A 14,485-nucleotide genomic window follows, 5' to 3' on the forward strand; every position below is an offset into this window, starting at 1 on the left:
TGGCCGCCTTTCGCGTCTGCAACGATGGAACGACGGTGACCTCGCCAGGCGGCTGCAGCCTCTGCAGCCGCCTTTCGTCGTGCCTGTCGGCCCGGCCTCAGTCCACCGTGGCCGGCAGCAGGCGCTCCGGCTCGGCCTGGGTATCGACCACCAGCTCGCCGTCGCGCACGTCGATGGTGACGCGGCCGCCGTTGACCAGCTTGCCGAACAGCAGTTCGTCGGCCAGCGGACGCTTGACCTTGTCCTGGATCACCCGCGCCATCGGCCGCGCGCCCATCAGCGGGTCGAAGCCGTGCTGGGCCAGCCAGTCGCGCGCGGTCGGGGTCGCCGACAGCGACACGTGCTTCTCCTGCAGCAGCATCTCCAGCTCGATCACGAACTTGTCGACCACGCGCAGGATGTGGCTGAAGGCCAGCGGCTGGAACTGCACCACCGCGTCCAGGCGGTTGCGGAACTCCGGAGTGAAGCTGCGGCGGATGATCTCCATCGCATCGGTGGAGTGGTCCTGCTGGGTGAAGCCGATCGAGCGCCGCGAGGCCTGGGTGGCACCGGCATTGGTGGTCATCACCAGGATCACGTTCTTGAAGTTGGCCTCGCGCCCGTTGGTGTCGGTGAGCACGCCGCGGTCCATGACCTGCAACAGGATGTTGAAGATGTCCGGATGCGCCTTCTCCACCTCGTCCAGCAGCAGCACGCAGTGCGGGGTCTTGACGATCTTCTCGGTCAGCAGGCCGCCCTGGTCGAAGCCGACGTAGCCCGGGGGCGCGCCGATCAGGCGGCTGATCGAATGCGGCTCCATGTACTCGGACATGTCGAAGCGCACCAGCTCGATGCCCAGCTGCAGCGCCAGCTGCTTGGTGACCTCGGTCTTGCCGACGCCGGTGGGGCCGGCGAACAGGAAGTTGCCGATCGGCTTCTCCGGGTTGGCCAGGCCCGAGCGCGCCAGCTTGATCGACGAGGCCAGCGTCTCGATGGCCGGATCCTGGCCGAAGATCACCATCTTCAGGTTGCGCTCCAGGTGCTGCAGCACGTCCTTGTCGGTGGCGCTGACCTGCTTGGCCGGGATCCGCGCCATCTTGGCGACGATGGTCTCGATCTCCTCGATGTCGATCAGCTCCTTGCGCTGGCCTTCCGGCAGCAGCCGCTGGCGTGCGCCGGCCTCGTCGATCACGTCGATCGCCTTGTCCGGCAGCAACCGGTCGCCGATGTGCTTGACCGACAGGTCCACCGCCGCCTGCAACGCGTCGTCGGCGTAGGTCACGCCGTGGTGCGCCTCGTACTTGGGCTTGAGGCCCTGCAGGATCTCGAAGGTCTCGCCCACGGTCGGCTCGACGATGTCGATCTTCTGGAAGCGCCGCGCCAGGGCGCGGTCCTTCTCGAAGATGCCGCGGTACTCCTGGAACGTGGTCGAGCCGATGCAGCGCAGCTCGCCCGAGGACAGCGCCGGCTTGATCAGGTTGGAGGCGTCCATGGTGCCGCCGGAGGCGGAACCGGCGCCGATGATGGTGTGGATCTCGTCGATGAACAGCACCGCGTTGGGCACCTTCTTCAGCGAGGTCAGCACGCCCTTCAGGCGCTTCTCGAAGTCGCCGCGGTACTTGGTGCCGGCGACCAGCGCGCCCAGGTCGAGCGAGAAGATCACCGCGTCGGCCAGCACCTCCGGCACCGTGCCCTCGACGATGCGCTTGGCCAGGCCCTCGGCGATGGCGGTCTTGCCGACACCGGCCTCGCCCACGTACAGCGGGTTGTTCTTGCGGCGGCGGCACAGCACCTGGATGGTGCGCTCGATCTCGTCGGCGCGGCCCACCAGCGGGTCGATGCGGCCATTGCGGGCCTGCTCGTTCAGGTTGGTGGCGTACTCGGCCAGGGCATCGCCCTTGGGCTCGCCCTCGCCCGCCTCGCCCTTGGGCTCGCCATCGGACGGCGCGGCGTGCTCGCCGTCCTCGCCCATCTTGGCGATGCCATGGGACAGGTAGTTGACGATGTCCAGGCGGGTGATGTCCTGCTGATTCAGGAAGTACACCGCATGCGAGTCCTTCTCGCCGAAGATCGCCACCAGCACGTTGGCGCCGCTGACTTCCTTCTTGCCCGAGGACTGCACGTGGTAGACGGCCCGTTGCAGCACCCGCTGGAAGCCCAGGGTGGGCTGGGTGTCGCGGCCATCGTCGTCGGCCAGGCGCGCCACCGAGGCTTCGATGGCCTGTTCCAGGTCGCCGCGCAGGCGGTCGACGTCGGCGCCGCAGGCCTTGAGCACGGCCTGGGCGGAGGGATTGTCGAGCAATGCCAACAGCAGGTGCTCCACCGTCATGAACTCATGACGGGCTTCCCGGGCGCGCTTGTAGCACTGGCCGATGGTCTGCTCGAGATCTTTGCTGAACATGGTGTACTCCGACGTCTGTTGCCGACAATATGTGGCTTGAGTTGCGAATTTCCACAACCCTATCGGATCAGTGTGTTCACACCGCGTTAGTCCGGGCAAACCGGTGACCGACGCCTCCCACTATCAGGCTTTTTCCATCGTGCACAACAGGGGATGCTGGTTCATCCGCGAGAACTCGTTCACCTGAGCCACCTTGGATTCAGCCACCTCGCGGGTATAGACCCCGCACACCCCGCGGCCGCGGGTATGCACGTGCAGCATCACCTGGGTGGCGCGCTCCAGGTCCAGGGAGAAGAACTGCTGCAGCACGGTCACCACGAAGTCCATCGGGGTGTAGTCGTCGTTCAGCAGCAGCACTTGATACATGGGCGGGCGGGCGACTTCCGGCTTGCCGGTCTCCACCATGACGCCATGATCGTGCTCGGGGGAATTCTTGCGGGGCATCCGCCCATTATATACGGGGGCCGCCGGCCAGGATTGGACGATCGCCGGCCCTGCCCGCACAATTCCCCTCCTTTCGATGGCGCTCCGCATGCATTCGACGATGTTCCCCAAGCTTCCGCTGCTCGCCGCGCTGCTCGCCGCCGCCCTGCCGGCCGCCGCCGAGACGCCGGATGCGGCGCTGGGCAAGCGCCTGCTGGCGCTGGGCTACGACGTGCAGGCGGACGAGGACGGCGACTACCAGGTGCTGTTCGGCCTGCGCGACCACGGGCAGGAGCGCAAGCAGCTGACCTATGTGCGCTCGCCGGTGGAGACCTTCGGCAGCTACCGCATCCGCGAGGTGTGGTCGCCGGCCTACCAGGCGCAGGGCGACAGCCTGCCCGCCAAGGTCGCCAACCGGCTGCTGGAGGACGCGCAGTCGGACATCCTCGGCGGCTGGGTGCGCCAGGGCGGCACGGCGGTGTTCGTGGTCAAGATCCCCGCCGATGCCGACGATGCGGCGCTGCGCGAAGCACTGGAGGCGGCCGCGCGTGGCGCCGACGCGATGGACGCCGAACTGAACGGCGGCAAGGATCTGTTCTGATGACGGCGGCCGCGGAACCCTGGCAGCCGGACGTGACCGTGGCCATGGTGGTGGTGCGCGACGGGCGCCTGCTGCAGGTCGAGGAAGCCATCGCCGGCGCGCTGGTGTTGAACCAGCCGGCCGGCCACCTGGAGCCGGACGAGAGCCTGATCGAGGCCGCGGTGCGCGAGACGCTGGAGGAAACCGGCTGGCAGGTGCAGCCGACCGCGTTCATCGGCGCCTACCAGTGGAAGGCCGACACCGGCCGCCACTATCTGCGCTTCGCCTTCGCCGCCGATCCGGTCGCGCACGATGCGCAGCGGCCATTGGACACCGGCATCGTGCGCGCGCTGTGGATGACCCCGGCCGAACTGGAGGCCGAAGCGCCGCGCTGGCGCAGCCCGCTGGTGTGGCAGGTGGTGGCCGACTACCTGGCCGGGCGCCGCTACCCGCTGGATCTGCTGCGGCAGGTGGCATGAGCGGTGCAGCGGTCATGGTCGGGGTCTCCGGCGGCGTGGATTCGTCGGTGGCGGCCTGGCAGCTGGTCCAGCAGGGCGCGGCGGTGTCCGGCCTGTTCATGCAGAACTGGGCCGACGACGGCAGCGGCGACTGCCGTGCCGACGACGACCGCCGCGATGCGGTGGCGGTGTGCGGGCGACTGGGCATCCCCTTCCATTTCCGCGACTTTTCGCAGGAGTACTGGCAAGGCGTGTTCGCGCACTTCCTGGCCGAATACGCCGCCGGGCGCACGCCCAACCCGGACGTGCTGTGCAACCGCGAGGTCAAGTTCAAGCATTTCCTGGACGCGGCGCGCGAGCTCGGCGCCGAGCGCATCGCCACCGGCCACTATGCGCGGGTGGACAACCTCGGCGGCCGCTGGCGGCTGCTGCGCGGACTGGACCGCAACAAGGACCAGAGCTACTTCCTGCACCAGCTGGGCCAGGCGCAACTGGCCGCGACCCTGTTCCCGGTCGGCGAACTGCCCAAGGAACAGGTGCGCCGCATCGCCCGCGAAGCCGGCCTGCCGACCCACGCCAAGAAGGATTCCACCGGCATCTGCTTCATCGGCGAACGCGATTTCCGCGAATTCCTCGGTCGCTACCTGCCGGCGCGGCGCGGCGAGATCCGCGACCCGCACGAGCAGGTCGTGGCCGAGCATCCGGGGGTGTTCTACTTCACCCTGGGTCAGCGCGAGGGCCTGAACATCGGCGGGGTGCGCGGCCGCGCCGCGGCGCCGTGGTACGTGGTCGGCAAGGACGTCGCCCGCAACGTGCTGTACGTCGACCAGGACCGCGACAGCCCCTACCTGATGGCCAACGGGCTGCAGTCCGAGGCCGCCCACTGGATCGCCGGTGCGCCGCCGGCACGGCGCTTCGAGTGCACCGCGCAGACCCGCTATCGCCAGGCCGACGAGCCCTGCACGGTCGAGGTCGGCGACGACGGCACCCTGTCGGTCCGCTTCGCGCGCCCGCAGCGCGCCGTCACCCCCGGGCAGTCGCTGGTGCTGTACCAGGGCGAGGAATGCCTGGGCGGCGCCGTGATCGCCACCACCGATGCCCCGCTGGAGCGCCGCCTGGCGCAGCAGGCCCCCGCCGTACACGAGGACCCGATTCGATGACCGATTCCATGGACGCGCGCATGCTGGCGCTGGCGGGCATGGCCCAGGCCCTGCAGCAGGTGCGGCGCATCGCCGAGACCGGCCAGTCCGAGGCGTCGCTGGTGCGCACCCTGCTCGACAGCGTGTTCCGCATCGACGCGCCCAGCCCCGAAGCGGTCTACGGCCGCCGCGCCGACCTGGCGCCGGGCCTGCGCCTGCTGCACAACTACTTCCGCAACCAGGGCCAGGACGAGGTGCTGCCGCGGCTGGCGCTGGCGGTGATCCAGCTGGAACGGCGCTTCGCCGGCGATGCCGAGACCGACGCCAAGGTCGATGCCGGCCTGGCCCGGATCGCGCCGCTACTGGAGCGCCATGCCGACAGCACCCACCCCGAGGTGATCGCGGCGTTGGGCCAGCTCTACGCCGACACCATCAGCCATCTGCGCCCGCGGGTGATGGTGCAGGGCAACCCGCATTACCTGGGTCAGGCCGGGGTGGTGGCGGAGATCCGCGCACTGCTGCTGGCGGCGGTGCGTTCGGCGGTGCTGTGGCGGCAGATGGGCGGCAGCCTGTGGGATTTCCTGCTGGCCAAGCGGCGCATGCGCGAGACCGTGGACCGCGCCTTGCGCTGAGTCCCCGGGGTGCCGGCGCCGGGCCGGCAGCGCGCCGCCCGCGGTGGTTCTGCGACGCGGATCGTACGAATGTCGGCAGGTTTCGATGATCCGCGCACCGCGTTGCTAAAGACCCGGGGGGGGCGGCCGATACAGCAATCGTGAATCTGCCGAGAACTTCCATGTACTCACGCCTCCTGATCCGTCTGGCCGCCCCGCTCGCCCTGACGCTGCTGTTCCCCATCGCCGCCGGCTTCGATTGGCCGGCCCCGGTCCGTTGGGCCATCCTCACCACCATGACGCTGAGCTGGCTCGGTTTCGCCGGCTGGACCGCGTACAGCCAGAGCCGGCGCTCGCCGGAGCAGGCCAAGGTCATGCGCGAGCAGGACCACCTGCTGACCGAGCTGCGCAGCTTCGTCGGCAACGAGATCGAGGGCTCGCGCTCGGAGATCGAACGTGCCCGCGAACTGATCCGCCAGGCGGTCAGCGGCCTGGGTGGCAGCTTCGAGGCGATGAACCGCAAGTCGCGGCAGCAGAGCGTGGCGCTGGCCCGCATCGTCGACCGCGCCGGCGAAGACGGCGGCGCCGGGGTGGACGTGGCCCGCTTCGCCCAGCATGCCAGCCAGCGCATGGAGCAGCTGGTGGAGGCGCTGGAGCAGGTCAGCGGCCAGAGCAGCACCACGGTGCACTACATCGACGACATGTCCCAGCACCTGGACGGCATCTTCGCCCTGCTGGAGGACGTCAAGTCGATCGCCGACCAGACCAACCTGCTGGCACTGAACGCGGCGATCGAAGCGGCGCGCGCCGGCGAGGCGGGCCGCGGCTTCGCGGTGGTGGCCGACGAGGTGCGCAACCTGTCCGAGCGTTCGACCACCTTCAACGAGCAGATCCGCAAGCTGGCGCACAGCTCCAAGGACGCCATCGCCAAGGTCCGCGAGACGGTCTCGAACATGGCCTCCCGCGACATGGACCGCTCCCGCGAGGCGCGGGCCGAGGCCGCGGCGATGCTGGACAACGTGGCCGCGATCAACCACTCGCTGGGCGACGGCATGCGCGAGATCTCCGAGTGCGGCCGCGCCATCGACAGCAGCGTCGCCGAAGCGGTGCGCGCCCTGCAGTTCGAGGACATCGCCACCCAGGCCCTGGGCGGCGTGCACACCCACCTGGACCGCCTGACCGCGATCAACCGCGAGGCCGTGGCGCTGCAGGAACTGCTGCACCGCAATGGCGGCGTGTTCGACCACGAACTGCTCGACGCCCTGCAGCGGGTCGGCAACCGCCTGCGCGACATGCGCACCGAGTGGGAGCGTCCGCCGCACAAGCCGGTGGCGCAGCAGAGCATGGGTGCCGGCACGGTCGAGTTGTTCTAAGTCCGCCTTGTCGCGCTCCGCGCCATGAACCGACGAGTCCCCGGCCCCTGCCGGGGCTTGTCGTCTCTGCCCTTCCCGTCCGGCCCCGTCGATGTCGATGCATCTCCAGTCCCTGTCCCGAGTTGCGGCCATGTCCTGCGATGACAGCAGCAGCGCGCACGTGCCTGCGTCCGAGCCGGTGGCCGATCCCGGCATCCGGCCGGCGGCCACACCGCGCCAGCCCGGCCACGCCCTGCGACGGCTGGAGACGCTGGCCCAGGCCGAACTGCGGCAATTGCTGATCGCGCGCGCGCCGGCACCGCAGGACGCACGCATCGCCGACCCGGTCTGGGCCGGCCTGGCGTGGGACATGGGCCTGAACGGCAGCGCGGTCGCTGCCGCCGGCACGCCGGCGCCGCTGGTGCACTTTCCGCTCTACGACGGCGACTGAGTCGATAGCGGCGGTTGCGTTGGCATCGCGCGGTGCCTGATGTGGCAGCGCGTTCGGGGCGCCGCGCTAGAGAGTCACCCGGCCCCATCTCTCGATTTCGCTTGCTGCAGGAGGCCGGGCAGCCCGTGCATTCTTCGCGGCTGCAGGAGCGGCTTCAGCCGCTAAAGGCGGTACCGGAAATGCTCCTGTCGCGGCTGAAGCCGCTCTTGCGAGGCGACGGCTGGTTTCACTGAACCACGGCAACAAGCAGCGATGCGCGATGCCATTCGGTCGCGGAACGCGAGCGACACATGCTTGGCCGGCCGCCTGCAGTCGGGACTGAAGTCCCTCCCACAACGACTCCGGCCAGATCGCGACATCGTTGCTGCAAAGGCGCATTCGGCGGCGAGCTACGACACATCGACCGACCGGCGTCGCATCCAGGCGCGCGCCTGAACCCTTCTCCCACCGGCCGTGGGCAAGCGTCACTGTGGGAGCGACTTCAGTCGCGACGCGTGATGCCGTCCGGCGCTTCGATGTGCCTGCAGTCGGGACTGAAGTCCCTCCCACAACGACTCCGACCAGATCGCGACATCGTTGCTGCAAGGCGCATTGAGCGGCGAGCAAGGTTCAGCTCGGATTCTCCAGCGAGAACAGGTCCGCCTGCTTGTCGTAGGCGAAGTACTCGGCGTAGCGCGCCCAGCTGGTGACCGCCTGGACCGTCTCCGCCGCGTAGGCCTCGGACATGTGGTCTTCCAGTTCGTCGCGGAAGCGGCGCGCCGGTGCGTGATGCGCCGGGCGTTCGTCGAGCACGCGGCGGATGTGCGCGGCCAGCGGCACGTAGGTGGCCAGGTGCTGGGCGAACAGTTGCTTGCGCGCGTCGGTCCCGAGTTCGGCGAAGCGCTGCCCGGCCGGGGTCAGCTGCAGGTCGCCCTGTTCGAACACGGCGAAACGCAGCAGTTGCAGGGTCTCGGCGATCGGGAACAGTTCGTCCACTTCCAGCTGCAGGCCGGCCGCCAGCGGCGGCAGGTCGGCGCGGCCATGGTAGGGCTCGGCCGCCACCGCCTCGATCAGGCCGGCCAGCAGGTTGCTCGAGACGCGCGGCAGGACCATGGCAATGCCGCTGCCCGGGAACACGCCCTCGCGGGTCTGCGGCCGCTGCGGGCTGGCGGTCATGCGCGCATAGATGTCGTCGACCAGGGCGCGGAACGCCGGCGCCAGGCGATTGCGCGGCTGCGGCAGGGTCACTTCGATCTCGCCGATCACCCGCCCCGGATTGGCGCCGAAGATCACGATGCGATCGCACATCAGCACCGCTTCTTCGATGTTGTGGGTGACCATCAGGATCGATTCGATCGGCATGCGCCCTTCCGACCACAGGTCCAGCAGGTCGGTACGCAGGGTCTCGGCGGTCAGCACGTCCAGCGCCGAGAACGGCTCGTCCATCAGCAGCAGCTTCGGCCGTACCACCAGCGCCCGCGCCAGGCCCACGCGCTGACGCATGCCGCCGGACAGTTCCTTCGGGTAGGCGCCCTCGTAGCCGTCCAGGCCGATCAGGTCGATCGCCGCCAGGGCGCGCCGGCGGCGCTCGTCGGCGGCCACGCCGCGCGCCTCCAGGCCCACTTCCACGTTCTGCAGCACGGTCAGCCATGGGAACAGGGCGAAGCTCTGGAACACCATGGCGATGTCGTCGGCGACCTGGCCCGGCGCGGCATCGCGGAAGGCGATGCTGCCGGCGCTGGGCTGCAGCAGCCCGGCGATGGCGCGCAGCAGGGTCGACTTGCCCGAGCCGGAACGGCCGAGCAGGCCCACGATCTGACCCGAATGCAGGGTCAGGTCGACGTCCTCCAGCACCACCAGCGGCGTCGCCCCGCCCTTGTCGTAGGTCTTGCGCACACCCTGCACGCGGACCAGCGGGGCGCGCTCGGGCACGCTTGCGGAATAGCTCATGGTCGGTCTCCAGGAATCAGTCGAAACGCAGGCGGCGTTCGGCGAAGACGTACAGACGTCGCCAGACCGCACGGTTGAAGAGGGTCACGAACAGCGACATCACCGCCACCCCGAGCAGGACCCGCGGGCCGTCGCCGGCGGCGGTGGCGCGGGCGATGTAGGCACCGAGGCCGTAGGCCTGCACGTGGGTGTGGCCCCAGCTGGCCAGTTCGGCCACGATGCTGGCGTTCCACGAACCGCCCGACGCGGTCAACGCACCGGTGATGTAGTACGGGAAGATGCCGGGCAGGATCACCCGCCGCCACCAGGTCCACGAACGCAGGTGGTAGATCGTCGCGGCCTCGCGCAGATCGGTGGGGAACGCGCTGGCGCCGGCGATCACGTTGAACAGGATGTACCACTGGGTGCCGAGGATCATCAGCGGCGACAGCCAGATGTTGGGATCGGCGCCGGTGCTGACGATGGCCAGCACCGCGAACGGGAACAGCACATTGGCCGGGAACGCGGCCAGGAACTGCGCCAGCGGCTGCACCCGCTGCGCCACCTTCGGGCGCAGCCCGATCCACACCCCGATCGGCACCCACACCAGGCTGGCCAGGGCGATCAGCACCACCACCCGCAGCAGCGTGGCCAGGCCACCGCCGAAGGCCTCGGCCAGGTCGTGCAGGCCCAGGTGGCGGCGGCCGTAGTCGTAGGCGAACCACGCCGCGGCCGCACCGGCCAGGGCCAGCGCCGCGCTCCACAGCCGATCGCCCCACACCCCGCTGCGGCCGGGTGCCTGCGGCGCAGCCTGCAGTTGCGGCTGGCGCCGCGGCGTCCAGCGCACCAGCATGGCGCGCTGCCAGACCCAGGCCAGCGGCGCGACCAGCCGCTTGGCCAGGCGCGTGCGCCGTAGCAGGTCGTACAGCCACGACTGCGGCTTGTCCTGCGAGGCGGTAAGTTCGGCGCGGAACTTGTCCGACCAGGCCACGATCGGGCGGAACAGCAACTGGTCGTACAGGGCGATCAGCACCGCCATCGCCACCACCGCCCAGCCGACCGCGGCGAAGTTGCGCTGCGCGATCGCCAGCGCCAGGTACGAGCCGATGCCGGGCAATTCCAGGGTGTGGTCGCCGACGCTGATCGCCTCGGAAGCGACCACGAAGAACCAGCCGCCGGACATGGACATCATCATGTTCCAGATCAGCGAGGGCGTGGCGTACGGCGCCTCCAGCCGCCAGAAACGCTGCCAGGCGCTGAGCCCGAAACCGCGCGACACCTCGTCCAGGTCGCGCGGCACGTTGCGCAGCGACTGGTAGAACGAGAACGCCATGTTCCAGGCCTGGCTGGTGAAGATGGCGAAGATCGAAGCCAGTTCGGCGCCGATCTGCCGGCCGGGGAACAGGCCCAGGAAGAAGGTCACGGTGAAGGTGAGGAAGCCCAGCACCGGCACCGACTGCAGGATGTCCAGCGCCGGCACGATCACCCGCTCGGCGCGCCGGCTCTTGGCGGCCAGGGTCGCCACCACGAAGGTGAACACCAGCGAGGCGGCCATCGCCGCGAACATGCGCAAGGTGGTGCGCAGGCCGTATTCGGGGAGCTGCCACAGGTCCAGCGACACCGCGGCGGTGCCGGCCGGCGGCAGCGGCGCGCGCATGTCGGATGCGCCATGCAACAGCAACGCACCCAGGCCCAGCAGCAGCGCGAACACCGCAAGATCGTGCAGGTTGGGCAGCACGCCGGGGCGTGCGGCGAGCTGTCCGGGCGCGGAGCGGTCGCGGGCGAATGGCAGCATGGGAAGATCCGGCAGGAGCGGCAGCGAACGCCGCAGGAAAAAGGACGCTGGCGCGGGTCGCGAAGCGGACCGCCCAGTGTGACCGGGGAAGATGTACGCCGTGCGTCAGCCGCTGCCGGCCGCGCGGGTGTCCCCAGACAATGCGGTGCACGCACGCCGTCGCCACACGACGCAACCGCGCAGCGACGAACGGCTCAGGGAGGATGGCGATGGCAGGCGCATGGGCGGCTCCGACGATGGGCAACGCCAGGGGCTACGCTCGGAGTCCTCGCGGATCGGGCTTGCGCACTTTCGGAATCAAGGCCAGCACCGCGCGGGGCTGGCGAACGATCCCGTCCTGAGCGGACGGGACCCATCTGGGACGACCCAGACCGTGGCGGTCCTGTCAGCTCTGTCGCTGCAGCGTCGGTCTAGGATGACTGTCCAAGGAAGGTGGCCTCTGGCCGGAAAACGATGGGCGCGCGCAGTATAGCCAGCTGCTGCGTCGCCGCAAGCCCGTGCGGCGCACGCGGCGCCGCACATTCACTGCGCAGCCAGCACCAGCCGCGGGTGCGTGGCCGGCGCCACCTGCTGGCGCGCGCGCAACCAGGCGGCCAGCTCGCGCGGCGGCAGCGGCCGCGAGTGCAGATAGCCCTGGATCTCGTCGCAGCCCTGCTCGCGCAGCAAGGCCTCTTCCTGCACCGTTTCCACGCCCTCGGCCACCACCTGCATGCCCAGCGCGTGGCCGAGCTGCACGATCGCCTGGGTGACCTTGGCGGTGCCGCTGTCGTGCAGCATGTCCTGCACGAAGCTGCGGTCGATCTTCAGGCGCTGCACCGGGAAGCGATTGAGGTAATGCAGGTTGGAGAAGCCGGTGCCGAAGTCGTCGACCGCCAGCAGCACGCCTTCCTGCTCGAACAGTTCGAAGCAGCGGCGCAGCGATTCGCTGTCGCGGATCAGCGCCGACTCGGTCAGTTCCAGTTCCAGCCGCTTCGGCGACCAGCCATTACGCTGGCACAGCTCGATGACCCGTTCGGCGAAGCCGCGGTCGCGCAACTGCATCGCCGAGACGTTCACCGAGACCCGGTCGAAGCTCAGCCCCGCCGCATCCCAGGCCGCGGCCTGGCGGCAGGCCTCGCCGATCACCCAGTCGCCCAGGCGCACGATCTCGCCGCATTCCTCGGCGATCGGAATGAACTCGGCCGGGTTGCAATGGCCGTGGCCGGGGCGGTGCCAGCGCAGCAGCGCTTCCACCGCCGGCGCGCGCTCGCCCGCCGCGTGCACCAGCGGCTGGTACACCAGCGAGAACTCCTCGCGGTCCAGCGCGCCATGCAGCGCATGCTCGATCTCCAGGCGCCGCTGCGCGCGCAGCAGCACGTCCTGGCTGTAGTAATGGCAGGTGTTGCGTCCGGACTCCTTGGCCGCGTACATCGCCGCGTCGGCGGCGCGCAGCAGGCCGTCGAAGTCCTGGCGCCCCTCCTCCATCAGCGCGATGCCGATGCTGGCGCCGATCTTGATCACGTTCTCGCCGCTGTGCAGCGGCTCGGCCAGCGCCGCGATCAGCTTGCGCGCCACATGCCCGGCGTCGCCCGGCTCGGCCAGGTCGCGCAGCACCACCACGAACTCGTCGCCGCTGAAACGGCCGAACAGGTCGCTGGTGCGCAGCTGCTGGTGCATGCGGGTGGCCGCCAGCTTCAGCAGCGCGTCGCCGGTGGCGTGGCCGAAGGAATCGTTGATGCTCTTGAAGCCGTCCAGGTCGACGAACAGCATCGCCAGCGTGGTGCCGCGCTCCACCGCCTCGTGCATCGCCTTCTCGGCCTGCTCGCGCAGCAGCTGCCGGTTCGGCAGGCCGGTCAGCAGGTCGTAGTGGGCCAGCAGCTCGATGCGCTCGCTGGCCTCGCGTTCGCGGGTGATGTCGCGGAACAGCACCACGAAGCGCGGCGGCAGGCCGTCGCGTTCGTCCAGCTCGATCAGCACCTGCACCCAGATGCGCTGCCCGGACGGGCGGTGGAAGCACAGATCCAGTTGCTCCGGCAGGCCGCCCTCGGTGATGCGCACCAGCGCCGACTCGAACGCATCGCGCGAGTCCTGGGTGTACAAGGCCAGCGCGTGATCCAGATCGATGGCCTCCTTGCGCAGGCCATGGATGCGGTAGCACTCCTCGGTCCACTGCATGCGCCGGGTGCCGACCTCGATCTCGCAGCCGCCGATCTTACCCAGCGCCGAGACGCGGTTGAGCAGTTCGGTGCGCCAGCGGATCAGGGCGTCGGTCTGGCGCTGCTCGGTGATGTTCTGCACCTGGCCGAGCACGCGCTGGATGCGGCCGTCGGCCTCCACCTGCGGCTGCGCCCACACCCGCAGGTGCAGCGGCGACTCGCTGCCACACACCAGCTCGACCTCGAAGTTGGCCGGCTTGGCCTCGCGGGCCATGCGCCGCCACACCGAGATCAGCTGCGCCATCGAATCGCGGCTGAGCAGGCGCAGCCATCCGCGGCTGCTCGGCGCCTGCTGTTCGTCCAGCCCGGTGACGCGCAGGAATTCGCGCGAGCACCACACCCGGTCGCGCAGCGGATCCCAGGACCAGCTGCCCATGCGGGTCATGCGCTGCGCCTCGCGCAGCAGGGTCTGCTGGTCGCGCAGGCGCTGCTCGAGCAGCTTCTGCTCGTGGATGTCGGTGTGCGTGCCGATCATGCGCAGCGGGCTGCCGTCGGCGGTGCGCGCGACGATGCGGCCGCGGTCCAGGATCCAGTGCCACTGCCCGTCCTGCCGGCGCAGGCGGAACTCGCACATATAGGTTTCGGTGCGGCCCTCGAAATGCGCGCGGATCGCCTGGCGCAGGCGCTCCTGGTCGTCGCCGTGGACCAGCGGCAGCAACGCGTTCAGGCCGTCGGCCGGGGCATCGCCGGCGTAGCCGAGCATCCGCTTCCAGCGCTCGGAGCGGAAGATGGTGTCGCTGGGGATGTCCCAGTCCCACAGCCCGTGCTCGGCGCTGTCCAGGGCGATCTCCCAGCGGGTGGCGCCATCGCTGCCGACCGGTTCTGGCACGCTGAGGGTATAGGCCAGCAGGCCGCCGCTGTCGTCGCGCACCGCGCGCAGCCAGCCGTCCAGGCGTCGCCCGGCGGTGCCGGGCAAGGCGCAGGCCAGCATGGTCTCGCCGCCGAACAGGCGCTCGCGGGCCGCACGCAACAGTTCGGCGTACGCCTCCACGGTGCGCGGCAGCTCCAGTGCCTGCGCTGCCCGGTTCGCCGCCAGCGGCCTGCCATCGGCGTCCAACAGGACGAGCGCCGAGGTGAGCGGGTGCTGCAGCAAGCTTGCGATGACGCCTTGATCCACGCCGAGATGCTCCGTTTCGCCGCCCTGAAGGCCAGCGGTCGAAGGTGATAACGGCACCCGGCGGCATTAATTGAGC

Annotated in this window: 11 protein-coding genes; 6 read left to right on the top strand and 5 right to left on the bottom strand. The window is 69.7% G+C overall.

Annotated features, from left to right (window positions below; translation table 11 throughout):
- Positions 1 to 97: 97 nt before the first annotated feature.
- Positions 98 to 2,380, bottom strand: a complete 2,283-nt coding sequence (gene clpA, locus ACHWVH_RS11115) for an ATP-dependent Clp protease ATP-binding subunit ClpA (protein ID WP_017908259.1) — start codon at positions 2,378 to 2,380, stop codon at positions 98 to 100.
- A 123-nt stretch (positions 2,381 to 2,503) separates the two neighbouring features.
- Positions 2,504 to 2,824, bottom strand: a complete 321-nt coding sequence (clpS, locus tag ACHWVH_RS11120; protein WP_010341728.1) for an ATP-dependent Clp protease adapter ClpS — start codon at positions 2,822 to 2,824, stop codon at positions 2,504 to 2,506.
- A gap of 76 nt (positions 2,825 to 2,900) precedes the next feature.
- On the opposite strand from clpS, the gene ACHWVH_RS11125 reads away from it, so the two are divergent.
- The 6 genes from ACHWVH_RS11125 (at position 2,901) to ACHWVH_RS11150 (ending at position 7,394) form a co-directional block, all read left to right on the top strand.
- Positions 2,901 to 3,404, top strand: a complete 504-nt coding sequence (locus tag ACHWVH_RS11125; RefSeq protein ID WP_394687160.1) for a hypothetical protein — start codon at positions 2,901 to 2,903, stop codon at positions 3,402 to 3,404.
- Positions 3,404 to 3,862 (top strand): NUDIX hydrolase, encoded by a 459-nt coding sequence (locus ACHWVH_RS11130; RefSeq protein WP_394687161.1) that lies wholly within the window; start codon positions 3,404 to 3,406, stop codon positions 3,860 to 3,862. Before ACHWVH_RS11125 ends, ACHWVH_RS11130 begins: the two co-directional genes overlap by 1 nt.
- Positions 3,859 to 5,001, top strand: coding sequence for a tRNA 2-thiouridine(34) synthase MnmA (gene mnmA / locus ACHWVH_RS11135; protein ID WP_394687162.1), 1,143 nt, complete (start codon positions 3,859 to 3,861; stop codon positions 4,999 to 5,001). Before ACHWVH_RS11130 ends, mnmA begins: the two co-directional genes overlap by 4 nt.
- Entirely contained in the window at positions 4,998 to 5,612 is a 615-nt protein-coding gene (gene hflD / locus ACHWVH_RS11140; RefSeq protein WP_017908264.1) for a high frequency lysogenization protein HflD, read from the top strand. Before mnmA ends, hflD begins: the two co-directional genes overlap by 4 nt.
- 161 nt (positions 5,613 to 5,773) lie before the next feature.
- Positions 5,774 to 6,964: a methyl-accepting chemotaxis protein gene (locus tag ACHWVH_RS11145; protein WP_017908265.1), complete on the top strand. Its 1,191-nt coding sequence runs from the start codon at positions 5,774 to 5,776 to the stop codon at positions 6,962 to 6,964.
- A gap of 130 nt (positions 6,965 to 7,094) precedes the next feature.
- Positions 7,095 to 7,394 (top strand): hypothetical protein, encoded by a 300-nt coding sequence (locus ACHWVH_RS11150; RefSeq protein WP_295925802.1) that lies wholly within the window; start codon positions 7,095 to 7,097, stop codon positions 7,392 to 7,394.
- A 609-nt stretch (positions 7,395 to 8,003) separates the two neighbouring features.
- Here the strand turns inward: ACHWVH_RS11150 and ACHWVH_RS11155 are convergent.
- The 3 genes from ACHWVH_RS11155 to ACHWVH_RS11165 form a co-directional block, all read right to left on the bottom strand.
- A complete protein-coding gene (locus ACHWVH_RS11155; RefSeq protein ID WP_010341738.1) occupies positions 8,004 to 9,323 on the bottom strand; it encodes an AAA-associated domain-containing protein in 1,320 nt (439 codons plus the stop codon).
- Positions 9,324 to 9,339: 16 nt separating this feature from the next.
- Positions 9,340 to 11,097: an ABC transporter permease gene (locus ACHWVH_RS11160; protein WP_394687163.1), complete on the bottom strand. Its 1,758-nt coding sequence runs from the start codon at positions 11,095 to 11,097 to the stop codon at positions 9,340 to 9,342.
- A gap of 522 nt (positions 11,098 to 11,619) precedes the next feature.
- Positions 11,620 to 14,409: a bifunctional diguanylate cyclase/phosphodiesterase gene (locus ACHWVH_RS11165; RefSeq protein ID WP_026143349.1), complete on the bottom strand. Its 2,790-nt coding sequence runs from the start codon at positions 14,407 to 14,409 to the stop codon at positions 11,620 to 11,622.
- Positions 14,410 to 14,485 lie beyond the last annotated feature (76 nt).

The organism is uncultured Xanthomonas sp. (genome assembly GCF_964278005.1).
Classification (GTDB): domain Bacteria; phylum Pseudomonadota; class Gammaproteobacteria; order Xanthomonadales; family Xanthomonadaceae; genus Xanthomonas_A; species Xanthomonas_A sontii.

Bases quoted from the DNA above. Each gene is read 5' to 3' on its own strand.
- clpA (WP_017908259.1), bottom strand. From the start codon at position 2,380: ATGTTCAGCAAAGATCTCGAGCAGACCATCGGCCAGTGCTACAAGCGC.
- clpS (WP_010341728.1), bottom strand. From the start codon at position 2,824: ATGCCCCGCAAGAATTCCCCCGAGCACGATCATGGCGTCATGGTGGAG.
- ACHWVH_RS11125 (WP_394687160.1), top strand. From the start codon at position 2,901: ATGGCGCTCCGCATGCATTCGACGATGTTCCCCAAGCTTCCGCTGCTC.
- ACHWVH_RS11130 (WP_394687161.1), top strand. From the start codon at position 3,404: ATGACGGCGGCCGCGGAACCCTGGCAGCCGGACGTGACCGTGGCCATG.
- mnmA (WP_394687162.1), top strand. From the start codon at position 3,859: ATGAGCGGTGCAGCGGTCATGGTCGGGGTCTCCGGCGGCGTGGATTCG.
- hflD (WP_017908264.1), top strand. From the start codon at position 4,998: ATGACCGATTCCATGGACGCGCGCATGCTGGCGCTGGCGGGCATGGCC.
- ACHWVH_RS11145 (WP_017908265.1), top strand. From the start codon at position 5,774: ATGTACTCACGCCTCCTGATCCGTCTGGCCGCCCCGCTCGCCCTGACG.
- ACHWVH_RS11150 (WP_295925802.1), top strand. From the start codon at position 7,095: ATGTCCTGCGATGACAGCAGCAGCGCGCACGTGCCTGCGTCCGAGCCG.
- ACHWVH_RS11155 (WP_010341738.1), bottom strand. From the start codon at position 9,323: ATGAGCTATTCCGCAAGCGTGCCCGAGCGCGCCCCGCTGGTCCGCGTG.
- ACHWVH_RS11160 (WP_394687163.1), bottom strand. From the start codon at position 11,097: ATGCTGCCATTCGCCCGCGACCGCTCCGCGCCCGGACAGCTCGCCGCA.